This is a genomic window from Streptomyces sp. NPDC031379 (assembly GCF_055569615.1).
On the sequence record NZ_JBVIIT010000026.1, the window covers coordinates 56,490 to 81,160 of the forward strand.

At 72.8% G+C, this 24,671-nt stretch carries 27 protein-coding genes and 1 pseudogene; 16 read left to right on the top strand and 12 right to left on the bottom strand.

Translation table 11 applies throughout. From position 1 onward, the window contains the following. Positions 1 to 78 precede the first annotated feature (78 nt). Positions 79 to 633 (bottom strand): DoxX family membrane protein, encoded by a 555-nt coding sequence (locus ACZ5CW_RS32305; protein ID WP_468607638.1) that lies wholly within the window; start codon positions 631 to 633, stop codon positions 79 to 81. 128 nt (positions 634 to 761) lie between these two features. Between ACZ5CW_RS32305 and ACZ5CW_RS32310 the strand changes: the two genes are divergently transcribed. From ACZ5CW_RS32310 to ACZ5CW_RS32320, 3 genes are all read left to right on the top strand, one after another. Further along, positions 762 to 1,088, top strand: coding sequence for a nuclear transport factor 2-like protein (locus ACZ5CW_RS32310; RefSeq protein ID WP_468607640.1), 327 nt, complete (start codon positions 762 to 764; stop codon positions 1,086 to 1,088). 58 nt (positions 1,089 to 1,146) lie between these two features. Next, entirely contained in the window at positions 1,147 to 2,130 is a 984-nt protein-coding gene (locus tag ACZ5CW_RS32315) for an aldo/keto reductase (protein ID WP_468607642.1), read from the top strand. A 99-nt stretch (positions 2,131 to 2,229) separates the two neighbouring features. Continuing rightward, the gene (locus ACZ5CW_RS32320) at positions 2,230 to 3,414 is read left to right on the top strand and encodes a D-alanyl-D-alanine carboxypeptidase family protein (protein WP_468607644.1); all 1,185 of its coding nucleotides are present in this window, start codon (positions 2,230 to 2,232) and stop codon (positions 3,412 to 3,414) included. A 220-nt stretch (positions 3,415 to 3,634) separates the two neighbouring features. On the opposite strand, the gene ACZ5CW_RS32325 is transcribed toward ACZ5CW_RS32320, so the two are convergent. Beyond that, positions 3,635 to 4,405 (bottom strand): SDR family oxidoreductase, encoded by a 771-nt coding sequence (locus ACZ5CW_RS32325; RefSeq protein WP_468607646.1) that lies wholly within the window; start codon positions 4,403 to 4,405, stop codon positions 3,635 to 3,637. A 145-nt stretch (positions 4,406 to 4,550) separates the two neighbouring features. On the opposite strand from ACZ5CW_RS32325, the gene ACZ5CW_RS32330 reads away from it, so the two are divergent. Continuing rightward, positions 4,551 to 6,191 (top strand): alkaline phosphatase D family protein, encoded by a 1,641-nt coding sequence (locus ACZ5CW_RS32330; protein ID WP_468607648.1) that lies wholly within the window; start codon positions 4,551 to 4,553, stop codon positions 6,189 to 6,191. On the opposite strand, the gene ACZ5CW_RS32335 is transcribed toward ACZ5CW_RS32330, so the two are convergent. Next, a complete protein-coding gene (locus ACZ5CW_RS32335; RefSeq protein ID WP_468607650.1) occupies positions 6,178 to 7,206 on the bottom strand; it encodes a Gfo/Idh/MocA family protein in 1,029 nt (342 codons plus the stop codon). The genes ACZ5CW_RS32330 and ACZ5CW_RS32335 overlap by 14 nt on opposite strands. An 86-nt stretch (positions 7,207 to 7,292) precedes the next feature. On the opposite strand from ACZ5CW_RS32335, the gene ACZ5CW_RS32340 reads away from it, so the two are divergent. The 5 genes from ACZ5CW_RS32340 to ACZ5CW_RS32360 all read left to right on the top strand — a co-directional run bounded on the left by ACZ5CW_RS32340 (position 7,293) and on the right by ACZ5CW_RS32360 (position 12,315). Next, positions 7,293 to 8,600, top strand: coding sequence for a multidrug effflux MFS transporter (locus tag ACZ5CW_RS32340; protein ID WP_468607652.1), 1,308 nt, complete (start codon positions 7,293 to 7,295; stop codon positions 8,598 to 8,600). After that, entirely contained in the window at positions 8,540 to 9,721 is a 1,182-nt protein-coding gene (locus tag ACZ5CW_RS32345; protein ID WP_468607654.1) for a serine hydrolase domain-containing protein, read from the top strand. The genes ACZ5CW_RS32340 and ACZ5CW_RS32345 overlap by 61 nt, the downstream gene beginning before the upstream one ends. Positions 9,722 to 9,842: 121 nt before the next feature. Then, positions 9,843 to 10,760 carry a small ribosomal subunit Rsm22 family protein gene (locus ACZ5CW_RS32350; RefSeq protein ID WP_468607836.1) on the top strand — a complete coding sequence of 306 codons (918 nt, stop codon included), beginning with the start codon at positions 9,843 to 9,845 and terminating at the stop codon, positions 10,758 to 10,760. A gap of 34 nt (positions 10,761 to 10,794) precedes the next feature. Next, entirely contained in the window at positions 10,795 to 11,409 is a 615-nt protein-coding gene (locus tag ACZ5CW_RS32355; RefSeq protein WP_468607656.1) for a TetR/AcrR family transcriptional regulator, read from the top strand. Positions 11,410 to 11,586: 177 nt separating this feature from the next. Beyond that, positions 11,587 to 12,315 carry a bifunctional DNA primase/polymerase gene (locus tag ACZ5CW_RS32360; RefSeq protein ID WP_468607658.1) on the top strand — a complete coding sequence of 243 codons (729 nt, stop codon included), beginning with the start codon at positions 11,587 to 11,589 and terminating at the stop codon, positions 12,313 to 12,315. Between the two features lie 60 nt (positions 12,316 to 12,375). Here ACZ5CW_RS32360 and ACZ5CW_RS32365 read toward each other — a convergent pair whose 3' ends face one another. From ACZ5CW_RS32365 to efeO, 4 genes are read right to left on the bottom strand one after another with little or no spacing between them, the layout of a single operon-like run. Beyond that, on the bottom strand, positions 12,376 to 13,368 hold the full coding sequence (locus ACZ5CW_RS32365; RefSeq protein ID WP_468607660.1) for an SCO2278 family lipoprotein: 993 nt from the start codon (positions 13,366 to 13,368) through the stop codon (positions 12,376 to 12,378). After that, positions 13,328 to 14,200 carry an iron uptake transporter permease EfeU gene (gene efeU / locus ACZ5CW_RS32370; RefSeq protein WP_468607662.1) on the bottom strand — a complete coding sequence of 291 codons (873 nt, stop codon included), beginning with the start codon at positions 14,198 to 14,200 and terminating at the stop codon, positions 13,328 to 13,330. The genes ACZ5CW_RS32365 and efeU overlap by 41 nt, the downstream gene beginning before the upstream one ends. Before the next feature lie 3 nt (positions 14,201 to 14,203). Next, complete coding sequence (gene efeB, locus ACZ5CW_RS32375; protein WP_468607664.1) at positions 14,204 to 15,472, bottom strand: iron uptake transporter deferrochelatase/peroxidase subunit; 1,269 nt, start codon at positions 15,470 to 15,472, stop codon at positions 14,204 to 14,206. A 19-nt stretch (positions 15,473 to 15,491) separates the two neighbouring features. Then, positions 15,492 to 16,628, bottom strand: a complete 1,137-nt coding sequence (gene efeO, locus ACZ5CW_RS32380; protein ID WP_468607666.1) for an iron uptake system protein EfeO — start codon at positions 16,626 to 16,628, stop codon at positions 15,492 to 15,494. 242 nt (positions 16,629 to 16,870) lie between these two features. Here efeO and ACZ5CW_RS32385 point away from each other — a divergent pair, with 242 nt between their 5' ends. Together ACZ5CW_RS32385 and ACZ5CW_RS32390 are read left to right on the top strand one after the other, a co-directional pair. Beyond that, on the top strand, positions 16,871 to 17,515 hold the full coding sequence (locus tag ACZ5CW_RS32385) for a PhzF family phenazine biosynthesis protein (RefSeq protein ID WP_468607668.1): 645 nt from the start codon (positions 16,871 to 16,873) through the stop codon (positions 17,513 to 17,515). Positions 17,516 to 17,631: 116 nt separating this feature from the next. Beyond that, positions 17,632 to 17,829: a hypothetical protein gene (locus ACZ5CW_RS32390; RefSeq protein WP_468607670.1), complete on the top strand. Its 198-nt coding sequence runs from the start codon at positions 17,632 to 17,634 to the stop codon at positions 17,827 to 17,829. A gap of 52 nt (positions 17,830 to 17,881) precedes the next feature. Here the strand turns inward: ACZ5CW_RS32390 and ACZ5CW_RS32395 are convergent, their stop codons facing one another. Next, positions 17,882 to 18,529 carry a biliverdin-producing heme oxygenase gene (locus tag ACZ5CW_RS32395; protein WP_468607672.1) on the bottom strand — a complete coding sequence of 216 codons (648 nt, stop codon included), beginning with the start codon at positions 18,527 to 18,529 and terminating at the stop codon, positions 17,882 to 17,884. An 88-nt stretch (positions 18,530 to 18,617) separates the two neighbouring features. Then, the gene (map, locus tag ACZ5CW_RS32400) at positions 18,618 to 19,475 is read right to left on the bottom strand and encodes a type I methionyl aminopeptidase (protein WP_468607674.1); all 858 of its coding nucleotides are present in this window, start codon (positions 19,473 to 19,475) and stop codon (positions 18,618 to 18,620) included. Between the two features lie 58 nt (positions 19,476 to 19,533). On the opposite strand from map, the gene ACZ5CW_RS32405 reads away from it, so the two are divergent. After that, the gene (locus ACZ5CW_RS32405) at positions 19,534 to 19,767 is read left to right on the top strand and encodes a hypothetical protein (protein WP_468607676.1); all 234 of its coding nucleotides are present in this window, start codon (positions 19,534 to 19,536) and stop codon (positions 19,765 to 19,767) included. 13 nt (positions 19,768 to 19,780) lie between these two features. On the opposite strand, the gene ACZ5CW_RS32410 is transcribed toward ACZ5CW_RS32405, so the two are convergent. Together ACZ5CW_RS32410 and ACZ5CW_RS32415 are read right to left on the bottom strand one after the other, a co-directional pair. Further along, positions 19,781 to 21,052 (bottom strand): MFS transporter, encoded by a 1,272-nt coding sequence (locus tag ACZ5CW_RS32410; RefSeq protein ID WP_468607678.1) that lies wholly within the window; start codon positions 21,050 to 21,052, stop codon positions 19,781 to 19,783. Between the two features lie 89 nt (positions 21,053 to 21,141). Continuing rightward, positions 21,142 to 21,738 carry a hypothetical protein gene (locus tag ACZ5CW_RS32415; protein WP_468607680.1) on the bottom strand — a complete coding sequence of 199 codons (597 nt, stop codon included), beginning with the start codon at positions 21,736 to 21,738 and terminating at the stop codon, positions 21,142 to 21,144. Between the two features lie 92 nt (positions 21,739 to 21,830). Here ACZ5CW_RS32415 and ACZ5CW_RS32420 point away from each other — a divergent pair. The 3 genes and pseudogenes from ACZ5CW_RS32420 to ACZ5CW_RS32430 all read left to right on the top strand — a co-directional run. Continuing rightward, positions 21,831 to 22,221, top strand: a pseudogene (locus tag ACZ5CW_RS32420) (sialidase family protein); the annotation flags it as partial. Positions 22,222 to 22,305: 84 nt separating this feature from the next. Then, positions 22,306 to 23,019 carry an NADPH-dependent F420 reductase gene (gene npdG, locus ACZ5CW_RS32425; RefSeq protein WP_468607682.1) on the top strand — a complete coding sequence of 238 codons (714 nt, stop codon included), beginning with the start codon at positions 22,306 to 22,308 and terminating at the stop codon, positions 23,017 to 23,019. Between the two features lie 13 nt (positions 23,020 to 23,032). Beyond that, a complete protein-coding gene (locus tag ACZ5CW_RS32430; RefSeq protein WP_468607684.1) occupies positions 23,033 to 23,284 on the top strand; it encodes a hypothetical protein in 252 nt (83 codons plus the stop codon). Here the strand turns inward: ACZ5CW_RS32430 and ACZ5CW_RS32435 are convergent. Next, positions 23,274 to 24,074 carry a site-2 protease family protein gene (locus ACZ5CW_RS32435; RefSeq protein ID WP_468607686.1) on the bottom strand — a complete coding sequence of 267 codons (801 nt, stop codon included), beginning with the start codon at positions 24,072 to 24,074 and terminating at the stop codon, positions 23,274 to 23,276. The genes ACZ5CW_RS32430 and ACZ5CW_RS32435 overlap by 11 nt on opposite strands. Positions 24,075 to 24,183: 109 nt before the next feature. On the opposite strand from ACZ5CW_RS32435, the gene ACZ5CW_RS32440 reads away from it, so the two are divergent. Continuing rightward, entirely contained in the window at positions 24,184 to 24,669 is a 486-nt protein-coding gene (locus ACZ5CW_RS32440) for a DUF6578 domain-containing protein (RefSeq protein WP_468607688.1), read from the top strand. The last annotated feature ends 2 nt before the right edge of the window (positions 24,670 to 24,671 follow it).

A 24,671-nucleotide genomic window follows, 5' to 3' on the forward strand; every position in this document is an offset into this window, starting at 1 on the left:
GCAGCCTGCCACGCGACCGACGGCGGCCGGGGCGGCACTCCTCGACCACCGCCCCGGCCGCCGTCGGCCTGGTCCGGCCTACTCCTCGAACTCCTCGAACAGCGCTTCCTGTTCGCCCTCCAGGCGGGCCCGCATCCGCCGGTTCCGCGCCCCCACCACCAGGGCGGTACCCGCCGCCGTGACCCCCAGCGCCACCGACACCATCCACCCGCGGTCGAACACGTGACCAAGAGCGTGGTCGAGGGAGAGCCGGCCGGGGCCGGTCACCGCGAGGCCGGCCGCCGCCAGGCCCAGGCTCGCCGCGTGCTCGTAGCCGCCCTCCTGGGCGAAGAAGCCGTTGGGCACGTGGACCGCCGAGGCCCCGGCCATCGCGCCGGCCGCCGCCGCGCCCGCCGCCGGGGTCGCGAGGCCCAGCGCCAGCAGGACGCCGCCGCCCGTCTCCGCCAGGCCCGCCGCCGTGGCGCTCGCCTTGCCGGGCGCATAGCCGACGGACTCCATGAACTGGCCGGTCCCCTCCAGCCCGTGCCCGCCGAACCAGCCGAAAAGCTTCTGCGTGCCGTGCGCGGCCAGCACCCCGCCGGTACCCAGCCGGAGCAGCAGCAGGCCCAGATCACGTCGGTCGTAACAGGTCACGGTGACTCCCATGCAGACAGGCGGACAGATCCCTCCCGCGGTTCCACCGTCGCACCCCGCGCACCGGCGGGCCCGTCCTGGAGGGCGTTCGGGTGGCGGGGCCGGGGGAGCGGTGTGAGCCTGACGCCATGACGATCCAGCCATCCAGACTCAGCGACCCGGCCGTCCGGGCCTTCGTCAACGCCGTCAACTCCCACGACCGGGAGCGCTTCCTGGCCCTGCTCGCCCCCGGCGCGACCATGGCCGACGACGGCTCCGACCGCGACCTCGCCGAATGGATCGACCGGGAGATCTTCTCGTGCCACGGGCACATGGAGGTCGACAACGAGTCCGACGGCGGCCACACCCTCCTCGCCCGCTACCGCAACGACACCTGGGGCGAGATGCGCACCAGGTGGAGCTTCACCGTCGAGGACGACGGCCGCATCTCCCGGTTCGAGACCGGGCAGGCGTGAACCGGAGGCACCACGGGGCTTGTCTTCGCGTGCGCTTCAACTCCTAGCGTCCCCGGGCATGGAGACCACCAGGACATTGGGACGCAGTGGGATCGCCGTGAGCGCACTCGGCCTCGGGTGCTGGGCCATCGGGGGTGAGCACCGCACCGCCGACGGGCAGCCCGTCGGCTGGGGGAAGGTGGACGACGAGGAGTCCGTACGGGCGATCCGCCGTGCGCTCGACCTCGGTGTCACCTTCTTCGACACCGCCGACAGCTACGGCACCGGGCACAGCGAGGAGATCCTGCGCCGCGCGCTCGGCGGCCGGCGGGACGAGGTCGTCCTCGCCACCAAGTGGGGCAACGTCTTCGACCCGGACACCCGCACCCTCACCGGCACCGACGACACCCCCGCGTACGCCCGCCGCGCCCTCACCGCATCCCTGCGCCGCCTCGGCACCGACCACATCGACCTGTACCAGCTGCACCTCGCGGACGCCGACCCGGACCGCGCCGCCGAACTCCGGGACGTCTGCGAGGAGTTCGTGAAGGACGGGCTCGTCCGCGCCTACGGCTGGAGCACCGACGACCCCGGGCGCGCCGCCGTCTTCGCCGCGGGCCCGCACTGCACGGCCGTGCAGCACGCGCTCAACGTGCTGAACGACGCGCCGCGACTCCTCGAACTGTGCGAGCGGTCGGGGCTGGCGAGCGTCGACCGCAGTCCGCTGGCCATGGGTCTGCTGGCCGGCCGGCGGAGCGGGCCGCTGGCGGCCGGGGACATCCGGAGCCGGCCGCCCGCCTGGCTGCGGGGCTACCAGAGCGACGGGTCCGGTGCCGCCCCCGACTGGCTGGCCCGGATCGATGCGCTGCGCTCCCTCCTCACCAGTGGCGGCCGGACCCTCGCCCAGGGCGCCCTCGCCTGGCTGTGGGCCCGCGGCCCGCACACCGTTCCCATCCCCGGCTTCCGGACCGTCGCGCAGGCCGAGGAGAACGCGGGGGCGATGGCGAAGGGGCCGCTCACCGCCGGACAGCTGGCCGAGATCGACCGGGTGCTCGGCAGGTGAGCGGCGGGCGGGGGTACGGACCTTCGTCATGCGGCACATTCCGGCCGGTGCCCGCTCCCGGCGGGGAAGCCTCTGCTCGAAGCGGTGTACCGTCCCCGGGTGCGTGAATGTTCCCGGCTCAGCCGGCGGGCCGCCCTAGGGCTGACGGCCGCCGCCCTTCCCTTGTCCACGGCCACCGAGGCCTCCGCGACGACCGTCGTCGGGGGCGAGCGCCTGGCCCGCGGCGGTGTCCAGGTACGCGGTGCCACCGGACTGCCCAAGAAGCTCGACGCCCGCGCGTGGCTCGTCGCCGACTGCACCAGCGGGGAGGTCCTCGCCTCGTTCGACGCGCACCGGCGGCTCGCGCCCGCGTCCACGCTGAAGATGCTGTTCGCGGACACCGTGCTGAAGAAGTTCGACCGCACCCAGCGCCACAAGGTCACCGACGCCGACCTCGCCGACATCCCGGCCGGTTCCAGCCTCGTCGGGATCAAGCCCGGCATCACCTACACCGTCGAGCAGTTGTGGCAGGGCGTGTTCCTGCGTTCCGGGAACGACGCCGTGCACGTGCTCGCCCACATGAACGGCGGCGTCGCCAGGACGGTCGCCGAGATGCAGGCCAGGGCCGTGGACCTGCAGGCCCTGGACACCCATGTGGTCAGCCCCGACGGTTTCGACCACAAGGGACAGGTCTCCTCGGCGTACGACCTCACGCTCTTCGCCCGCCACGGCCTGAAGGACGGCGACTTCCGCGGCTACTGCGCTACGCGGACCGCCGACTTCCCGGCGGGCGGCAAGAAGACCTTCCAGATCCAGAACACCGACCGTCTGCTGACCGGGGCGTGGGGCCTGAGGACGTACGACGGCCTCATCGGCGTCAAGAACGGCTACACCAGCCACGCCGGCAACACCTTCACCGGTGCGGCCGTCCGCGGCGGGCGCACCCTGCTGGTCACCGTCATGCACCCGGTCGCCGGCAGCAACGCCGTCTACGAGCAGGCCGCCGCCCTGCTCGACTGGGGCTTCGGGCACGGGCGTTCGGCGCAGGCCGTGGGACAGCTCGTCGACCCGCTCAGCGAGGGCGGCGCGAGCGCGAGTCCGGCGCCCGTGCGCAAGACGGCCCGGGCGGCGGCCGGTGCCCCCGGCACGGTGTCCGGGAAGAACTCGCCGTGGCATCTCGCGGAGGGGGCAGCAGGAACGTTCGCGCTACTGGGAGCGGGGGTCTGGGCGCTGCGCAGGCGGCGGGTGCGCGCGGCGGCAGCGGTGGACGACGCCCCGGAGCCCGGCGGCAGGCACCGGCGCTGAGCGGTGCGGCGGCCGTTCCACCGACCGGTGCGTACCTCGCGGTCCCTCGCGAGGTCCACCCCCAACTCCGGTCCGGTGGAACGGCCGCCGCCCTCCCCCCTCGGTGTGGCCACGGAACGCATGTGCTCCAACTGTGAAGCTCTCGTGGAGGAAAGTTGAGCATATGCGCCCGACCGGCCGCAATACCGCGGATGTTCGAATTCCGTTTGTGTAAGTAGCGTCAGCCCCGCCCGATGTACGGCATCGCCGTCGCCAGTACCGTCGCGAACTGCACGTTCGCCTCCAGCGGCAGCTCGGCCATGTGCCGCACGGTGCGCGCCACGTCCGCCACGTCCATCACCGGTTCCGGGGCCACCTCGCCGTTCGCCTGGAGCGCACCGGTCTGCATCCGGGCCGTCATGTCCGTGGCCGCGTTGCCGATGTCGATCTGCCCGACCGTGATCCGGTACGGCCGCCCGTCCAGCGACAGCGACTTGGTCAGACCGGTCAGCGCGTGCTTGGTCGCGGTGTAGGCCACCGAGTGCGGCCGGGGCGTGTGGGCCGAGATCGAACCGTTGTTGATGATCCGGCCGCCCTGCGGGTCCTGCTCCTTCATCCGCCGGTACGCAGCCTGCGCGCACAGGAACGCCCCGTTGAGGTTGGTGTCCACCACGTGCCGCCAGGCATCGTAGGGCAGTTCCTCGACGGGGACCCCGCCGGGCCCGAAGGTCCCCGCGTTGTTGAACAGCAGGTCCACCCGCCCGAACCGGTCCACGGTCGCCGAGAACAGGGCTTCCACGTCCTCGGGCCGGGAGACGTCGGTGCGCACGGCCAGCGCGGCCCCCTCCGGCACCAGCGCCGCCGTCTCCTCCAGGGTCTCGGCACGGCGGCCGGCCAGTGCCACCGACCAGCCCGCGCGCAGCAGCTCGACGGCGACCGCGCGGCCGATGCCGGAACCGGCGCCGGTGACGACGGCGATACGGGAGGGCGGGGCAGTTCGCTCGGTAGTCATGATCCGTAGCGTAGGTGAGCGTCCAGAGCCCGGAACTCATCATTCCGCCATGCGAACGTCATGAGCCTGCCAGGCGCCTGCCCCGTCGGGGTTGATCCGGCCTTGTCAACTGCCCCCTGCATCCATCGCGACAGGGGAGGACCGGATGACACCCCCAGCACGCCCGTCCCAGCACGCCCCCGAACTGCGCGCCGCCGCCCGCCACATCGGCCGGCGCCGCTTCCTCACCGTCACCGGTGCCGCCGCCGCGCTCGCCTTCGCCGTGAACCTGCCCGCCGCCGGCACCGCGGCCGCCGCCGAGTTCGACGCCAGGAAGATCACCGACAACCCCTTCACGCTGGGTGTGGCCTCCGGCGACCCGCTGCCCGGCTCGGTCCTGCTGTGGACCCGACTGGCCCCGCAGCCGTACCAGCCCGACGGCGGACTGCCCGCGCAGCGCGTCACCGTGCACTGGGAGCTGGCCCACGACGAGCACTTCCGCCGGATCGTCCGACGCGGTACCGCCCCCGCCCACCCCGAGTTCAGCCACACCGTCCACGTCGAGGTCTCCCACCTCGAAGCGGACCGCGTCTTCTTCCACCGCTTCCGGGCCGGCGACTGGCTCAGCCCCACCGGCCGCACCCGCACCGCCCCGCTGCCCGGCAGCCGCACCGCCGCGCTCACCCTGGCCGCCGTCTCCTGCCAGGCCTACGCCGACGGCTACTACACCGCCTACCGCCACCTCGCCGAGGACGACGTCGACGTCGTCTTCCACCTCGGCGACTACCTGTACGAGTACGCGGTCAACGCCACCGGCAACTCCCGCAACTACACCGACCGCACCCTCCCGGCCCTCTACAACCGCGAGACGGTGACCCTGGAGGACTACCGGCTGCGCTACGCCCTGTTCAAGTCCGACCCGGACCTGATGGCCGCGCACGCCGCGCACCCCTTCGTCGTCACCTGGGACGACCACGAGACCGAGAACAACTACGCCGACGACACCCCGGAGGACAACGGCTCCGCGGAGGAGTTCCTGCTGCGCCGCGCCTCCGCCTACCGCGCCTACTGGGAGCACCAGCCGCTGCGCCGCCCCCAGCGCCCCTCCGGCCCCGACATGCAGCTCTACCGCCGCCTGCACTGGGGCCGGCTCGCCCAGTTCGACATCCTGGACACCCGCCAGTACCGCTCCGACCAGGCCTACGGCGACGGCGCCCAGCTGCCCGGCCCCGACATCGACGACCCGGCCCGCACCCTGACCGGCGCCACCCAGGAGCGCTGGCTGATCGACGGCTGGCGCAGCTCGCGGGCCCTGTGGAACGTCGTCCCGCAGCAGGTCACCTTCTCCCAGCGCAAGCTCGACCTGAACCCGGTCGCCAAGCTGTCCATGGACGCCTGGGACGGTTACCGGGCCTCCCGGCGCCGCGTCCTCGACGGCGTGAGGTCCACCGGCATCGACAACCTCATGGTGCTCACCGGCGACGTGCACGTCGGGTACGCCTTCGACATCAAGGACGACTTCGACGACCCCGCCTCCCGCACCCTGGGCACGGAGATCGTCGCCACCTCGATCTCCAGCGGCAGGGACGGCTCCGAGAAGCCGTCGAACTGGAACACGTACATGACCGCCAACCCGCACCTGAGATTCTACAACGGCCGGCGCGGCTACGTGACCGTCGAGCTGGGCCGCGAGCAGGCGCGGGCCGACTTCAGGACCGTGCCGTACGTGACCAGGCCCGGGGCGCCGGCCACGACGGCCGCGTCCTTCGTGACGGAGGTGGGGGAGCCGGGGCTCAAGCCGGCGTGAGCAGCGGCTCGCCCGTCTCCCCGGGGTAGCGGACGCCGACGCGGTCCCGGATCGCGTCGAGCGTCCGCATCACGGCCAGCGTGCCCGCGAGCGGCACCAGCGGCGACTCCTTCTCACCGGCCCGCAGCGCCCGCATGACCTCCTCGGCCTCGTGCCGGAGGCTGCTGCGCGGCCCGTCGGCCGGGTCGGCGACGAACTCCTCGGGCGCCCGGCCGTCGCGGTGCAGCACGAACCGCTCGGGATGGAAGAAACCCGACGGCACGTCGATCCGGCCGCGCGAGCCGGTCACCGAGGCGGTGCCGCCCGTACCGCCGACGATCGAGCAGTGCACCGAGGCCAGCGCCCCGCTCTCCCAGGACAGCAGGGCGCCCGTCTGCAGATCGACGCCCTCCGCCGAGAGCACCGCGCTCGCGGCGATCCCGTCCGGCTCGCCCAGCAGCAGCTGGGCGAACGACACCGGGTACACGCCCAGATCCAGCAGCGCCCCGCCGCCCAGCGCCGGGTCCCGCAGCCGGTGCGCGGCCGGGAAGGGCCCGGCCAGCCCGAAGTCGGCCTGCACGCTGCGCACCTCGCCGATCGCCCCGTCGTCCACCAGCGCCTTCAGCCGCCGCACCAGCGGGTTGCAGTACATCCACATCGCCTCCATCAGGAAGCGGTCGTGCTCCCGCGCCAGCGCGACGAGTTCCTCCGCCTCGCGCAGGTTGAGCGTGAACGGCTTCTCGCACAGCACGTGCCGGCCCGCCTCCAGGCACATCCCGGCCGCCCCCCGGTGCGCCGAGTGCGGGGTCGCGACGTAGACGACGTCGACGTCCTGGTCCGCCGCCAGCGACTCCCAGTCGCCGTACGCCCGCTCCACCCCGAACCGCTCGGCGAACGCCTCCGCCGACTCCCGCCTGCGCGAGGCCACCGCCACGATCTCCGCGCCCGGCCCGGACAGGTCCACCAGGTCCGCCGCGAAAGCCGCCGCGATCCCGCCGGTCGCCAGGATCCCCCACCGCACGCTCTGCTCCGCCATCCCGCCCCGCCCTCGTTCGTATGTGCCTCGGCAGCCTGTACGAGCTGAGAGCATAGGTGCCGGTTCAGCAGGAGAGGGAGGGGCACATGCCCGAGCACGCGGCGGCATCGACACCGGAAAGGGAACACGGCTCCACCCCCGCACCGCCACCGGTCCGCGTCCCGCACCGGACCGGAGCGCTCGTCACCTTCCTGCTCGGCTGCCTCACCGCGACGACCCCGCTCGCGATGGACATGTACCTCCCGTCCCTGCCGGAGGTCACCCGCTCCCTGCACGCCCCCGCCGTCACCGTCCAGCTCACCCTCACCGCCTGCATGGCCGGCCTGGGACTCGGGCAACTCGTCGTGGGGCCCATGAGCGACCGCTGGGGCCGCCGCCGCCCGCTGCTCATCGGCCTCGCCGGCTACCTCGTCGCCACCGCTCTGTGCGCCCTCGCACCCACCGCCGGGACGCTGATCGCCTTCCGGCTGGTGCAGGGCCTCGCCGGCGCGGCCGGGGTCGTCATCGCGCGGGCCGTCGTACGCGACCTCTACGACGGGGTCGCCATGGCCCGGTTCTTCTCCACCCTGATGCTGATCTCCGGGGCCGCCCCCATCGTGGCGCCGCTCATCGGCGGGCAGCTCCTGAGGGTGACCGACTGGCGGGGCGTGTTCGTGGTGCTCACGGTGGTCGGCGCCGTGCTCACCGCGCTGGTCTGGGTACGGCTGCCGGAGACCCTGCCGCCCGCCGAGCGGCACAGCGGGGGAGTGGGGGAGGCCCTGCGCGCCATGCGCCGCCTCCTCGCCGACCTGCCCTTCACCGGCTACATGCTCGCGGGCGGCTTCGCCTTCGCCGCGCTGTTCGCCTACGTGAGCGCCTCCCCCTTCGTGATCCAGGAGATCTACGGCGCCTCCCCGCAGACCTTCAGCCTGCTGTTCGGCCTGAACTCCGTCGGACTGGTGGCCGCCGGACAGATCAACGGCAAGGTGCTGGTCGGCCGGGTCGGCCTGGACAAGGTGCTCGCGGCCGGCCTGGCGGTGATCGTGCTCGCCTCGACCGCCCTGCTGCTGATGTCCGCCGGCGTCCTCGGCGAGGTCGGCCTCGCCCCCGTGGCCGCCGCGCTCTTCGTCCTGATGTCCGCGATGGGCATCACCCTGCCCAACGCCCAGTCCCTCGCCCTGCTGCGCACCCGGCACGCCGCCGGCTCCGCCTCCGCGCTGCTCGGCACCTCCTCCTTCCTCGTCGGCGCGCTCGCCTCCCCCCTGGTCGGGGTAGCCGGAGAGCACACCGCGGTGCCCATGGCGGTCGTGCAACTTTCCGGAGCACTGGTCGCGGCGGCCTGCTTCGTGGGAATGTGCCGTCCCTGGAACACACGCGGGAACACACGTGCGGGGTCGGAGGGAGACGAGAACTGAGCGCACCCAGACTGCGGGCCGGCACACCGGAACGGGCCGGGCTCGATCCCGTCGAACTCGGGCACCTGGCCGGCCAGGCGCACGCCCTCACCGCCGGAGAGCGCCCCTGGGCGGCCGGCGCCGTCGTGCTGGCCGGCCGCGGACCCGTGATCGCCGTGGCCGAGGCCGCGGGCTGGGCGGTGCGCTACGCCTCCTACGACGCCGGGACCGACACCGGCGTCGAGCTGCCGGCCGCCGCCCGGGTCCCGGCCACCGTCGGCACGCCCTTCGACCTGGCCTCCCTCACCAAGCTGTTCACGTCCGTCGCCGCCGTGCAGCAGATCGAGCGCGGCACCCTCGGCATGGACGCCCGGATCGGGGACTACCTGCCCGACTTCCGGGCCGCCGCCGCTTACGGCATCACCGTGCGGCAGCTGCTCACCCACACCTCCGGGCTGCGCCCGGAACTGCCCCTGTACGACTGCCCGGACGACGAGGCCAGGCTGGCCATGCTGCGGGCGGAGGCCCCGACCGGAGAGCCGGGCACGTACCTGTACTCGGACCTGAACATGCTCCTGCTGCAGCACGTGCTGGAGTGCATCACCGGCCGCACCCTCGACGTCCTCGTCGAGGACGGCATCACCCGGCCGCTCGGCATGACCGCCACCTCCTTCGGACCCCGCCCGGGCGCGGCGGCCACCGAGGACCAGCGCCGGCCGTGGGCCAAGGCCGACCGGGGCCTGCTGCGGGGCGTGGTCCACGACGAGAACGCCTGGGCGCTCGGCGGGGTCGCCGGGCACGCGGGCCTGTTCTCCACCGCGGGCGACCTTGCGGTCTTCTGCCGGGCCCTGCTCGCGGGCGGCTCCTACGGCCCCGCGCGCATCCTCGGCCCCGACTTCGTGGAACTGCTGTTCACCCCGCCGGGGCTGGGCTTCGCCCTGGACCAGCCCTGGTTCATGGGCGAGCTGGCCGGCCGGGGCGCGGCGGGCCACACCGGCTTCACCGGCACGTCCCTGGTCCTGGACCCGGCGACGGACACCTTCCTGGTCCTGCTGGCCAACACGGTCCACCCGAGGCGCCGGCCGCCGGACAGCCGGCCCCGGGCCCTGATGGGCACGCATCTGGCCAGGGCGGTGATCTGATACCGGTCTGCCCGGGGGCCGGCCAGGCGGGCACCCACACCGGGCGCCATAGAATCGCCGGGTGAACGACCCCCTCCGCACCGCACTGGCCGACCTGCTCGACGGGCTGCCCCCCACGGAGATGGCCGCCGCCGTGGACCGGCTGATCGCCAACTACCGCGGAGCCACCCCCACCGACGCGCCGATCCTCCGCGACCGCGCCGACGTGGCCGCCTACGCCGCCTACCGCATGCCCGCCACCTTCGAGGCGGTGCGGTCGGCACTGGAGGCGTTCGCCGAGGCGGTGCCCGACTGGACGCCCGGCAGCCATGTCGACGTCGGCGGCGGCACCGGCGCCGCCACCTGGGCCGTCTCGGCGACCTGGCCCGGCGAGCGCGGCGTCACCGTGCTGGACTGGGCCGAGCCCGCGCTCGCCCTGGGCCGGGAGATCGCCGCCGCGAACCCGGCCCTGAAGGAGACCCGCTGGCAGCGCGCCCGGATCGGCTCGGGCCTCACCCTCGACACCACCGACCTGGTCACGGTGTCCTACGTCCTCAACGAACTCTCCGAGGCCGACCGCACCGCCCTCGTCGACGCCGCCGCCACCGCCGCGCAGGCCGTCGTGATCGTGGAGGCCGGCACCCCCGCCGGATACGCCCGCGTCATCGAGGCCCGCGACCGCCTGATCGGGGCCGGATTCCGCGTCGCGGCACCCTGCCCGCACAGCGCCGCCTGCCCGATCGTGCCCGGCCAGGACTGGTGCCACTTCTCCGCCCGGGTCGGCCGTTCCTCCCTGCACCGCCAGGTCAAGGGCGGCTCGCTGGCCTACGAGGACGAGAAGTTCTCCTACGTCGCCGCCACCCGGCTGCCCGCCGAGCCGGCCCCCGCCCGCGTGGTCCGGCGCCCGCAGATCCGCAAGGGCCAGGTGCTGCTCGACCTGTGCGAGGCCGACGAGCGGCTGCGCCGCACGACGGTCACCAAACGCCACGGCGACCTGTACAAGGCGGCCCGGGACGCCGACTGGGGCGATGCCTGGCCGCCGCGGGACTCCCTGTCGTAGGAGCCCCTCGTCGCGCCTTGTTACTTTCGACCCCATGGTCAAGAAGCCCGCCCCCGACGTCACCCGCCGCAGCGAGAAGTCCCGCCGGGCGATCTACGCCGCCGCCCTCGCCCTGGTCGGCGAGGTCGGCTACCCGAAGACCACCGTCGAGGGCATCGCCGCCCGGGCCGGGGTCGGCAAGCAGACCATCTACCGCTGGTGGTCCTCCAAGGCGGACGTGCTGCTGGAGGCCTTCCTGGACCTCGGCGAGCAGGCGGCCCGGGCGGCGGGGCAGGACACCCACGCCCTTCCGGACACCGGAGACCTCGCCGCCGACCTCAAGGCGGTGCTGCGGGCCACGGTCGACGAACTGCTCGACCCCCGCTTCGAGGCGCCGGCGCGGGCGCTGGCCGCGGAGGGGCTGGTCAACGAGCAGCTCGGGCGGGAGTTCGTCACCAAGCTCCTCGAACCGCAGCTGCAGCTGTACGTGGACCGGTTGCGGTCCGCCCAGGACGCCGGGGACGTACGGTCCGACGTGGACCCGCGCATCGCCCTGGAGCTGTTCGTCTCGCCCCTCGCGCAACGCTGGCTGCAGCACACCGGCCCGATCTCGTACGCGTACACGGACACACTGGTCGAGTACGCCCTGCGCGGCATCGCACCGCGGTGATCAGCCGTCCCCGTCCCGGCCGGATCACCGCCCGAGGCGAAACCGCCGCCGGTCTGTGAGGCACGTCTCGCCCGCATCCCCCGTATTCGCCCACCGGCCCCCCGAAGCACGCAAAGGTGGGACCATGAGGCATGCTGTGCGCACACCAGCGAGGCGACCACCAGATCTAGGGGATAGATGAGCGCGACGTTCGGCGGCCGGACCGGCCGGCAGGGCAAACTCTCCCAGTGGCTGCTCGGACGCCGCCCGAAGGAGGCCGTCGGCGACGACGGCCGTGAGGCCCTGCTGCTCGCCGCCGCCGGCGCGGGCCTGCCGCTGGCCCCCGCCGCGCACCCCGCCCCGGACTACCGCTGTTCCTGCGACCGCGTCGGCTGCCCCACCCCGGCCCGGCACCCGGTGTCGTTCGCCTGGCAGACGCAGTCCACGACGGACCGCGGCCAGATCGAGCGCTGGGCCCGGCACCAGCCGCAGGCCAACTTCATCACCGCCACCGGCATGGTGCACGACGTCCTGGACGTACCCCTGGAGGCCGGCCGCGAGGCCCTGGAGCGGCTGCTCGGCGCCGGGGTCGAGGTCGGCCCGGTCGCCGAGAGCGACGACGGCCGCATGCTCTTCTTCGCCCTCACCCGCGGCACCCCCGAGGACGAGGACGAGTGGTGGCCGTGCGAGCTGGACTGCCATCCCGAGACCATGGACGAGCACCCGGGCCTGCGCTGGCACTGCCGCGGCTCCTACGTGCTCGTCCCGCCCGCCCGGCTGCCCGGCGACGAGCAGGCGGTGCGCTGGGTGCGCGGCCCGGAACACCCGCTGCCGGACCCGCTGAGCCTGCTGGAGGCGCTCACCGACGCCTGCGCCCGGCACGCGGAGACCGACCACGCGGGCACGGCCTGGCCCCTGCGCCACTGAGAGCCGGAGCGGGAGACCACCCGAGGACGGGGTCACTCGCCCCGGTCCGGGGGCCACTCGTCACTCGCCCTGTGCGGACGTCAGTCCCTGGACCTGCCCCAGCACCCGCACCGGACCACTGCCGGCCGGGTCCAGCGCGACCTCGTTGGCGATGGACTCCAGCGTCAGGGACTGCTTCACCTCGCCCTTGGTCAGGGCCTGCACGTCCTTGTTCGGGACCGGCACCGAGGCGCCCGCGGCGGCGGTCTGCTTCTCGTAGTGGTGCGAGCTGAAGAACACCAGCGCCCCGCCGTCCGCGGTGCGCAGCGCGAGCGGCGCGTAGTCGCCGCGGGTGAGCGGCTCGTCGATGAACTGCCGTACCAGACCGGGCTTACTGGCCGCCTTCCTGCGGACGGCGCGCAGGTCGCTGGTGTTCCGGCCGTCCGCGAAGTCCGTCCCGCCGTTCTTGAGGTAGGCCGTGTACTTCTTGCTCAACTCCTGCGGCTTCACCGCCGGTTGCGGAGAGTCCGCCGGCACGGCCTCGGCCCAGCCGTCCTCGTCCGTCCTGAACCGCGGTACGGCACCGGGCGCCACGAGCGTCAGATACGCCACCTGCCAGCGCTCACCGAGCCCGTGACGGGTGAACACCAGCAGCCAGCGGAAGTCGCCGCCCTTGTTGCCCTTGGCGTCCGCGACGAACCAGCGGGGCCAGCCGGGCTTCTTGGGAATCGTGAACTTCGCGTCCGTCAGCTTCAGCGGAGTGTGGGCCGCGTTGCCCGAAGGGCTGTTGACACGGCCCGCCTTCAGCCGCGCGGAGTCGATGTCGGCGAGGGCGCCGGTGACATAGGGCGCGTCCAGAGAGCTGTCGTAGGCCTTGTCGGCCTTGTTGTACGCGTCCGTGAACGCGGTGAGTGCCTTGGCGGCCTCGGCGCGGGTGGCGGCGGGGAGCATCACACGCTCCCCGTGCACCACCACGCATCCACTGGCCGTCAGCGACAAAGCGGTCAGCGAGGCCGCTATGAGTGCGTTACGGTCACGCCTGCGAAGCCGTCGACGGCTGCGTTCCCTGGTCATCCGGCTCCTTCACCTTCCCCTTCCCGGAGGCGAACCCTACCGGGGCGAAGAAGATCGCGAGCGTCGGGACCAGGTACAGCAGCCACACCGTGATCTGGACGACCGTCGGATCCGGCTGGAAGTTGAACACGCCCTTGAGCAGGGTGCCGTACCAGCTGTCCGGCGGGATGGTGTCGCTGATGTCGAAGGCGAGGTCGGTGATGCCCGGGACCCAGTCGGCCTCCTGAAGGTCGTGGAAGCCGTACGCCAGCACGCCCGCCGCGACCACGACCAGCATGCCGCCGGTCCAGGTGAAGAACTTGGCCAGGTTGATCTTCAGGGCGCCCCGGTAGAACAGCCAGCCGAGGAGGACCGCGGTGGCGAGGCCGAGCGCGACACCGACCAGCGGGCGCGGAGTGCCGTCGGAGGCCGCGTGCACCGATGCCCACACGAACAGCGCGGTCTCCAGACCCTCCCGGCCCACGGCGAGGAACGCGGTGGCGACCAGTGCGCCCGTGCCCATGGCGAGGGCCGCGTCCAGCTTGCCGTGCAGCTCCGACCTCAGGTGCCGGGCGGTGCGCCGCATCCAGAACACCATCCAGGTCACCAGGCCGACGGCGATGACGGACAGCGAGCCGCCGAGCGCCTCCTGCGCCTGGAACGTCATCTCCTGGGAGCCGAACTCGAGGGCGCAGCCGAAGCCCATCGCGATGGCGACCGCGATCCCGATGCCCGCCCAGATCGGCTTCAGGGCGTCCCTGCGGCCGGTCTTGACCAGGTAGGCGATCAGGATGCAGACGACGAGCGACGCCTCCAGCCCCTCACGCAGGCCGATCAGGTAGTTGGAGAACACGGGCTACGCCTCCTTCGAGAACAGCGCGCGTCCCCACCAGTCGCCGGAGTCCCGGACGCCCGGGGGAACCGCGAAGAGTGCCGAACCCACGTGCTGGATGTACTCGTTGAGCGCGTCGTGTGCCGAGAGGTTGCGCTGCAGCGGGATGAACCCCTTGCGCACGTCCCGCTGGTAGGCGAGGAAGAACAGGCCGGCTTCCAGGCGGCCGAGGCCGTCGGTGCCGTCCGTGAAGGAGTAGCCCCGGCGCAGGATGGTGACCCCGTCGTTGGAGTCGGGGTGGGCGAGCCGCACGTGCGCGTCCGGCTTCATGGCCTTCAGGAACGGCGCGTCGTGCTCCTTGGCCTTGCCGACCGGGGCGCCCTCGCCCTTGTCCCGCCCGAAGATGTCCTCCTGCTCCTGCAGCGGGGTCCGGTCCCAGGTCTCGATGTTCATCCGGATGCGCCGGGCCACCAGGTACGACCCGCCGGTCATCCAGGCCGACTTCGCGTCGACGTCCCCGTCACCGACCCACACGAACTTCTTCAGCCGGTCGGGCTCGGTGCCCGCGATGTTGCGGGTGCCGTCCTTGAAGCCGAAGAGGTTGCGCGGGGTCTGCGCGTCCGGGGTGGTCGAGGAGGTCTTGCCGAAGCCGAGCTGGGACCAGCGCACGGCGACCTTGCCGAAGCCGATGCGGGCCAGGTTGCGGATGGCGTGCACGGCGACCTGCGGGTCGTCGGCGCAGGCCTGGATGCACAGGTCGCCGCCGGTGCGGGTCCTGTCCAGGTTGTCGCCGGGGAACGCGGGCAGGTCGACCAGGGCCGCGGGCCGCTTGTCCCGCAGCCCGAACTTGTCGAAGAGCGACGGGCCGAACCCGATCGTCAGCGTCAGCCGGGACGGCTTGAGCCCGAGCGCCTCGCCGGTGTCGTCCGGCGGGGCCTCGGCGAGCCCGCCGTAGGCGCCCTCGCCGACGGTCCGGCCCGCGGTCATCCGCCGGGCGGCCTCCGTCCAGTCCTTGAGCAACTGCACGAACTCGGCGCGGTCGTCGGTCTTTACGTCGAACGCGGCGAAGTGGAGCCGGTCCTGCACCGGGGTGGCGATGCCGGCCTGGTGGGCGCCGTGGAACTCCACCGCGCCGCCCGTGTCGGCGGCGGCCGGGTCCACGTCGTTGCCGACCCTGGTCATGGCCACGGTGCCACCGGCCGCGGCGGCACCGAGCGCGAGCCCGGCCCCGCCCCAGCCGATCAGTGCGCGGCGCGAAGGACTGCCGCCCTTGGTCTCCTGCGTCTCGGTCATCGCCCTGCCCCTGTTCTGCTTACTTCGCGACCGTGGCGGCGAGCTTCGACAGCGGCTCGGCGAGTGCGTTCACCGCGTCCGACAGCTCTTTGCGCTGTTCCTTGCCGACCTTGTCGTAGGAGACGAAGTCGTAGGAGTTCTTGTCCGAGCGGTACTTGTCCAGCAGCGTGTTCAGCGCCGCGAACTGCTTGTCCAGCTTGCCGGCCAGCGCCGCGTCGTTCTTCGCGGCGACCGGCTTGAGCAGCTCGTAGGCCTTCTGCGCGCCCTCGACGTTGCCCTTGAAGTCGACGAGGTCGGTGTGCGAGTAGAACTCCTCCTCGCCGGTGACCTTGCCGGTGGCGACCTCGTCCAGCAGCTCCTTGGCGCCGTTGCCCATGGAGGTCGGGGTGATCTCGGCGGTGCCGACCCGCTTCTGCCAGTCCTTCAGGTCGGCGAGCAGCTGGTCGGCGATGGTCTTCTCCTCGGCACCGACCTTCTTCTGCTCCCACAGGGCCTGCTCCAGGCGGTGCCAGCCGGTCCACTTCTGGCCGGCCTCCAGGTCGGGCTTGCGGATGTCGACCTTCGGGTCGATGTCGCCGAAGGACTCGGCGACCGGCTCGGTGCGCTCCCAGCCCAGGCGCGAGGGCGCGTAGGCCTTCTTCGCGGCGTCCACGTCACCGGCCTTGACGGCCTTCACGAAGGTCTCGACCAGCGGCAGCGTCTCGTCGGCCTGGTCCTGCGCGTACTGCCGGTACTCGGCGACGGCCTTGTCGAGCTTGGGGTCCCGCCGGGCGGCCGAACCGCCGCCGGTCACGGTGAGCTTCTGCCGGACGCCGTGACCCTTCATGCCGGGGCGGCAGGCGATCTCGTACGAGCCGGCCTTCACCTCGGCCGTCAGCGTGTACTTGGTGCCCGGGCCGATGTTCTCCTTCTCGGAGACGATCCGGTCGTCCGGGAACAGGATCTCGACCTCGGTGGCCTTCGAGCCCTTGTTCTCTATCTTGAGGGTGACGTGGCCGGCCGGCACGGACTTGGCGGAGGTCTCGCACTTCGCGTCGGCCGCGGTGACCTGGATGGCGTCGCCGTCCTTGGCATCGCTCTTCGCGGTGCAGGCCGAGAGGGCGGTCAGAGCGGCCGCGGTGGCGGCGGCGGTGACGGTCAGTCGGACGGCTCGCATGCAGGCTCCAAGCGGATCTGGTCTGGTGAGGCTGCCCTAACTTACATGAGGCTTACCTCACCCATACCCCTGCGAGTCGTGATTCAGCTCTCACGGAAAGGTCACAGACACGGCTTGATCTCGTCGGCTCAAAAGGAATGCCATCGCGTGGTAAAGGGGGAGTCAAGGCGGGATTCCGCGGCAGACGCGCGCCGGCACCCCCGTGGGGTCGCTCATCGGGGCGGCGGTGTTTCAATGCCCGCGTGACTGACTATGACGTACTGCGCGTCTTCTGCGGACCGAACGGCGGCTACGGCAACGAACTCGGGGTCGTCCGTGACGGGTCGGTCCTGCCCGAGCGGGACGACCGGCAGGCGCTGGCGGGCAAGCTCGGCTTCAGCGAGACCGTGTTCGTGGACGACCCCGAGCGCGGGGTGATCGACATCTACACCCCCACCCTGCGGCTGCCCTTCGCCGGTCACCCCTGCGTCGGTACGGCCTGGCTGCTCGACGTGCCCGAACTCGTCACGCCCGCCGGGGTCGTCGGGGCGCGGCTGGACGGCGAGTTCAGCTGGATCGAGGCCCGCGCGGAGTGGGCGCCGCCGCGCACCCTGCGTCAGTACGCGAGCGCCGCCGAGGTGGACGCCCTCGACGTGCCGCCGCCCGGGGAGTGGGTCTACGCCTGGGCCTGGGAGGACGAGGCGGCCGGCCGGGTCCGGGCGCGGGCCTTCCCCGGCCGGGACGACGGCATCGAGGAGGACGAGGCGACGGGTGCGGCGGCCCTGCTGCTGACCGACCGGCTGGGCCGGGCGCTGAACATCACCCAGGGTGCGGGCTCCCAGATCCTCACCGCTCCCCAGCCGCACGGGTGGATCGAGGTCGGCGGGCGCGTCCACCTCGAGCGCTGACGCACGCCGGTGCCCGGGGGGCCGGCCGGGCCGCCGTTCGGGTGGAGCCGCGTGTGCGCGTGAGGGCGAGCGGGGACCTCTGGGCATGACCACTCAGCCTCCCCGAGAGGAGCACCATGCGCATCCGATCCGTCCTGGCCGCGACCGTCCTCGCCGCCGCCATGGCCGCCACCGGCGCGGCGGCGGCCAACGCCGCCGACGACGACACCCGGGACGACTACGAGGTCGTGTGCAGCCCGTACGCCGGCGAACTCAGCTCGCTCTACAACCACGTGTCCTGGAGCGGCGCCCACTGCGGCGACTACCTGTACTGACCCGACCCGGCCCCCCTCCGTCCGTACACCGAGGGGGGCGGTCGGCCAGGGCTCACGCGGACAGCGGGAACTCCTCGCCCAGGGCCCCGAAGACGGCCGTGTTCAGCGCGAACGCCCGCTTGCACTCGCCCACGACGCGCTGCTTCTCCAGGTCGTCCACCCGGATCCCGTCCAGCAGTTCGCGGTAACCCCGCTTGAACGCCGCCGGGTTGGAGACCTCCTCGAAGACGTAGAAGCGCACCCCGTCGCCCTTCTTCGCGAAGCCCCACGTCTTTTCCGCCCGGTCCCGGATGATCTGGCCGCCGGACAGGTCGCCGAGGCAGCGGGTGTAGTGGTGGGCGACATAGCCGCCCGGCCAGCGCTCGGCGCACTCCCGCACCCGGTCCGCGTACGCCCGCGTCGCGGGCAGGGCGCTCAGGCCCGCCCGCCAGCCGGGCCCCCGCAGATGCGCCAGGTCCCGCTCCAGCGCGGGCAGCCGCAGCAGCTCCGGCCGGATGAACGGCCCGGCCACCGGATCCGCCGCCAGGCGCCCGGCCGCGCTCTCCAGGGCCCCGTAGACGAACCACAGTTGCTCGGTGTAGCGCGCGTAGGCGTCCACGCCGAGCCGGCCGCCGAGCAGGTCGCTCATGAACGGCGCGGTCTCCGCGGTCACGTGCTGTTCGCGCGACGCGGTGCGGATGAGGGTCGAGAAGGAGTCCATGGGACCGTCCCAGCATTTTGCCGACACCCTGTCGGTAAAAGTCTACAAGAGAAAGCCCGCCCTCCGCGGAGAGCGGGCCGTCCGGGCGCTAGGGCAGGGTGAGGATGTCCGCGCCGGTGTCCGTCACCACCAGCGTGTGCTCGAACTGGGCGGTCCGCCGGCGGTCCTTCGTGACGACCGTCCAGCCGTCGTCCCACATGTCGTACTCGTGCGTGCCGAGCGTCAGCATCGGCTCGATCGTGAAGGTCATGCCCGGCTGCATGACCGTCGTCGCGTGCGGGCTGTCGTAGTGCGGGATGATCAGCCCGGAGTGGAAGGACGAGTTGATGCCGTGGCCGGTGAAGTCGCGGACGACCCCGTAGCCGAAGCGCTTGGCGTACGACTCGATGACCCGGCCGATGATGTTGATCTGCCGGCCCGGCCTGACGGCCTTGATCGCACGGGCGAGGGCCTCGCGGGTGCGCTCCACCAGCAGCCGGGACTCCTCGTCCACGTCCCCGACCAGGTAGGTGGCGTTGTTGTCGCCGTGCACCCCGCCGAGGTACGCGGTCACGTCCAGGTTGACGATGTCGCCGTCCCTGAGGACCGTCGAGTCCGGGATGCCGTGACAGATGACCTCGTTGACCGAGGTGCACAGGGACTTCGGGAAGCCGCGGTAGCCGAGCGTGGACGGATAGGCGCCGTGGTCGCACATGTAGTCGTGGGCGACCTTGTCCAGCTGGTCCGTGGTGACCCCGGGAGCGATGATCTTCGCGGCCTCCTCCATCGCCCGCGCGGCGATACGGCCGGCGATCCGCATGGCCTCGACGGTCTCCGCGGTCTGCACCTCCGGCCCGGTGTACGGCGCCGGCGCGGGCTTGCCGACGTACTCGGGGCGGCGGATGTTTCCGGGAACGGAACGGGTGGGGGACAGCTCCCCCGGTACGAGCAGCGACTGGCCAGACATGCCAGCGAGTCTATCCAGCGGAGATGGGGGAACATGTCGATGGCGAGAGGAGCTGTTCATGGCCCTGTTCAAGAAGCGCACCGCCGGCAAGCCGGGCGAGTGGTACTACTGCCTGGAGCACAAGAAGGTCGAGGAGGGCCCGGACTGCCCGGGCAAGGACCGCTTCGGGCCGTACGCCTCCCCGGACGAGGCCCGGCACGCGATGGAGACCGCCGCCGAGCGCAACCTCCAGTGGGAGAACGACCCGCGCTGGCACGACGCGCGTGCCCGCGGGAACACCGACGAGGACTGAGCACGCCGGCTGATCACGCCTGTGCCGCGGCCGTGCGCCGCTCGCGCATCCGCAGGGCGTGCTCGTTGGTCCGGGCGTCGTACGTCATGAGTCCCGGCAGGCACAGCGCGAGCAGTCCCATGGCGCCCGCGCACGCCAGCCCGCCGGAGACGACGGAGGTCCGTACGCCCGCCCAGGCCGCGAGACCGCCCGCCCGGACCTGGCCCAGCTGCGGGCCGACCGAGTAGGACAGCAGCTCGATCCCGGCGAGCCGGCCGCGCAGCTCGTCCGGGATCGTCTGGTTCCACATCGCGGCCCGGAAGATCCCGCTCACCATGTCGAAGCCGCCGCCGACGGTCAGGAAGACGAGGACCAGCCACACGTTCCCGCAGACGCCGGCCGCCGCGACGGCCAGGCCCCAGCCCGCGGCCGCCAGCACCACCAGCAGCCCGTGCCGGTGGATCCGGGAGGTCCAGCCGCTGGTCAGGCTCACCAGCAGGGCCCCGGCCGGGACGGAGGCGTACATCAGCCCGAGCGACCAGTCGGCGTGCAGCTCGTCGGCGAGGAACGGCAGCACGGCGAGCGGCATGGCCAGGAACATCGCCGCGAGGTCGACGACGTAGGTGCCGAGGAGTTCCTTGCGGCTCCAGGCGTAGCGGGCGCCCTCCGCGACGGCCCCGAGCGACGGCCGCACGGCCGCCTCGGCGGCGGGGGAGGGCGCGATCCGCACGATGTAGACCAGGGAGACGGCGAACGTCAGCAGGTCGGCGGCGTACGCCCAGCCGAGGCCCGCGTAGGCGACGACCACCCCCGCGAGCGCCGGGCCCGCGACACCGCCCACGGTCCAGCGCAGCGAGTTCAGCGAGGCCGCGGCGGGCATGTCGTCGTGGGCGACGATCCTGGGCCACAGGGAGTCGAGGGCCGGGCGCTGGACGGAGACCAGGGCCGAGGAGAGGGCGGCGACGGCGTACAGCGGCCACACCGCGGGGTGCGGCAGCAGGGCGTTCAGCAGCAGGGCGGCGCTGAGCAGCCCCTGGCCGGCCTCCGTCCACACGATGAGCTTCCGCTTGTCGAGGGCGTCGGCGAGGGCGCCTCCGTAGAGCCCGCACACGATGAGCGGCAGCAGCTCCACGGCGCCGATCGCGCCGACGGCCGCGGCCGAGCCGGTGAGGTCCTTCAGCTGGACGGGGAGCGCGACGAAGGTCAGGAAGCTGCCGAAGTTGCTGATCAGCCCGGACTTCCACAGACGCCGGAAGTCCACGGAGGCCTTCCAGGGGGCCAGGTCGGGGAGGAGGTTGCGGAGCACAAGGGGTCATGCTCGGGCCGCGGCGGGGGCGGGGCAACCGCTTTTCGGCGCGCGGGCAGACGTGCGGGCAGACGCGCGGGCAGATGAGGTCACCAGGGGGCAGGCGGTGGTGCCGTCAGGATCTCCGCCAGCCTCGACAGGCGGTCACGGAAGCCCCGGCGGACCCTCGGGGAGCCCGCGTTCTCCCCGGCCGCCGCGCTGACCAGGTGCTGCACGCTGTCCAGGTCCAGCTCCGCCCCCTCCGGCACGGCCAGCGTGTCATGGGCCATCGCGGCAAGCTCGCCCCCGCCGGCCCCCAGCGCCAGCACCGTCACCCCGGCCCGCCGGGCCGCATGCACATGGTCCAGCAGCGGCGCGGGCTCCTCGGGCGCCACGACCAGCAGGGTCTCACCGCGCCGCGCCGCCGCGATCCGGCCCGGCCCGACGGCCAGGTGCGCGGGGTCGGACGGGCGCGCGTGATGCCGTACCAGGGTCGGCGCCAGCTCGGGCGTGCCCGACCAGGCCGCCTCGTCCACCAGGTGCGCGGCCAGATGCCAGGGCTCGTACCGGGGCGTGCCCACCAGCAGCAGCCCGCCCCCGTGCGCCACCACCGAGCCGCGCAGCACCCCCGCGAACCTCCGGGTGGCCCCCAGCCACTCGGTCCCGGCGAGCACTTCCCGCAGCAACGCGACCCGTACGGCGTCCATGGGCCCGCATCCTGCCGCAACGGGGCAGTCGTGACGTGGAGTTCACCCCGAATTCCCCCGACCCGGGGACATCACCGCCCATCGAGTCCGCCGCCCCCGTCGTCCTCGACACCGGCCGGATTCTGCTCGTGCACGTCCGTGCCGCGGCCGGGGCCACCGAGGCCGCCGTCCTGGCTGACCTGGTGCGGGACCAGGGAGATCACCGCACTGGTGAAGAAGCCCGGCTGGCGCTGGTACGCCACCACGCCCGGACACGCCCTCCGGCTGAGCGGCGGCCGCGTCCTCGTAGGGGCCAACCACACGCTGCCGCCCGCCGACGGCTACGTCAACGCGAACGCGACCACCGCCGCCGAACTCCCCGACGGACGGGTCTACTTCCACACCCGTCACGACTGGCCCTCGCCCGGCAACCGCGCCGACGCCCGCTACCGGGACGGCCGGAGGAGCCTCGTCGAGCCGACGAGACGGGGGACTTCGGCGCCTACGAGACCATCACCTTGCGCCGGGGGCCGGTGACGCGGCTGACCTGACCCGGTCCCGTCCGCGCCGCGGACGTAGAGTCGGCCCATGACCACTAGCGACAGCGCACAGACCCCCGCCAAGGCACCCGCCAAGGACCCCTGGGACCTGCCCGACGTCTCCGGGTACGTCGTCGGCGTGCTCGGCGGCACCGGGCCGCAGGGCAAGGGCCTCGCCTACCGGCTCGCCCGGGCCGGCCAGAAGGTGATCATCGGGTCCCGGGTCGCCGAGCGCGCCCAGGCCGCCGCCGGGGAACTCGGCCACGGTGTCGAGGGCGCCGACAACGCCGAGACCGCGCGCCGCAGCGACATCGTGATCGTCGCCGTGCCGTGGGACGGCCACGGAGACACGCTGAAGTCCCTGCGCGAGGAGCTGAGCGGCAAGCTCGTCGTGGACTGCGTCAACCCGCTCGGCTTCGACAAGAAGGGCGCCTACGCCCTCAAGCCCGAGGAGGGCAGCGCCGCCGAGCAGGCCGCCGCCCTGCTGCCGGACTCCCGGGTCACCGCCGCGTTCCACCACCTGTCGGCCGTCCTGCTCCAGGACCCGGAGACCGAGCAGATCGACACCGATGTGATGGTGCTCGGCGAGGAGCGGGCCGACGTGGAGATCGTGCAGGCGCTGGCCGGACGCATCCCCGGCATGCGGGGCGTCTTCGCGGGCCGGCTGCGCAACGCCCACCAGGTCGAGTCGCTGGTCGCGAACCTGATCTCCGTCAACCGCCGGTACAAGGCGCACGCCGGGCTCCGCGTCACCGACGTGTGAGCCGGGCGGGGCGATGGGGGACACTGGTCGGCGAAGCAGCCCCGAGCAGTGTCCCCGACAGGAGCCACCCGTCATGCCCCGCATCGCCCTCTACACCCTGATCGTCTGCCTCCTCGCCGTGGCCGCCGCGGTCGTCTCCTTCGTCCAGGGCAGCTGGCTGGGCATCGTCTGGGTGCTGCTGGCGGGCCTGTCGTCCAACATGACCTGGTACTACGTGAAGCGCGGCCGGGCCGCCGCCGGACCGGACAACTCCGTCACGGGCTGATCAGGCAGCCCTCGGGGGTGCCCTCCCAGAAGCGGTACAGCGCCTCGCCGCAGTAGCGCGGCACGGGCTCGACGCCCAGGCCGTCGAGGATCGCGTAGACCACGTCGAAGAACGCCTGGTTGACGGACGGCACCCACAGCAGCGCGAACACGAACAGCAGGCCGAACGGCGCGAACGGCTCCACCTGGCGCTTCACCTGGTACGACAGCCACGGCTCGAGCACCCCGTAGCCGTCCAGGCCCGGCACCGGCAGGAAGTTCAGGATCGCCGCCGACACCTGGAGCAGGGCGAGGAACGCCAGCGCGTACCGGAAGTCGCGGGGGACACCGTCCAGGGCGTGCAGCCAGAACGGGGCCGTGCACACCGCCGCGAACAGCACGTTCGTCAGCGGGCCCGCCGCCGAGACGAGGCTGTGCCGCCAGCGGCCCCGGATGCGGCCGCGCTCGATGAACACCGCGCCGCCCGGCAGACCGATCCCGCCCATGATCACGAACACCACCGGGAGCACGATGCTCAGCAGCGCGTGCGTGTACTTCAGCGGGTTCAGCGTCAGGTAGCCCTTCGCGCCGACCGTGATGTCCCCGCTGTGCAGGGCGGTGCGCGCGTGCGCGTACTCGTGCAGACACAGCGAGACGATCCAGGCCGCGGTCACGAACAGGAACACCGCGACGCCCGGCTGCGCCGCGAACCCCGTCCAGGCGGCCCAGCCGGCCACCGCCGTCACGGCCAGGATCCCGACGAACACGGGACTGACCCGTCGATCGCCGGGGCGGGCGGCTGTGGTGGCCATGGGCGGACTCCTGTACGGCAGGGGACGGTCGGGGACTGCGACCGTACCGGCCGCACACACGTGGGGAAAACGTCTCGCGCCGGCCGTCCGGTTCCTGGAAGGTGAGGGGATGGCACGGATGAGGGTGTTCTACCAGGACTGGCAGATGGGGTGCTGCGGCACACCCTTCGCGGTGGGCGACGAGGTGAGCTGGCGGCTGGTCCCCGTGGACGGCGAGGACACCGACGACGGCTGCCACGGCGCCGTGGCCCAGGTGGAGAACCACGGCGGCCCCGACCGGGAGACGGCCGGCCGCGTGCGCTCCATCGACCTCGTGCACCAGGAGTTCCTGGCCCACCACGACCCGAGCGCCGTCGAACACCCCGACCCGGAACCCGGGACGCCGGTCTTCCGCGCCACCGGGCGCGCCCTGGAGCCGGTGCCCGGCGCACGGACCCTGGAAGCCGTCGACGCCTGCCCGAAATGGTTCGACCGGTTCGAGGACGAGGAACAGCCGCCGCGGCAGGTCCCGTACCGGGTCCGCCGCGCCGTCGGCGTCCTCGTCACCCTGGAGGTCCCGGACGGCACGCCGCCGCAACCCGGTGACCGCCGCTGACC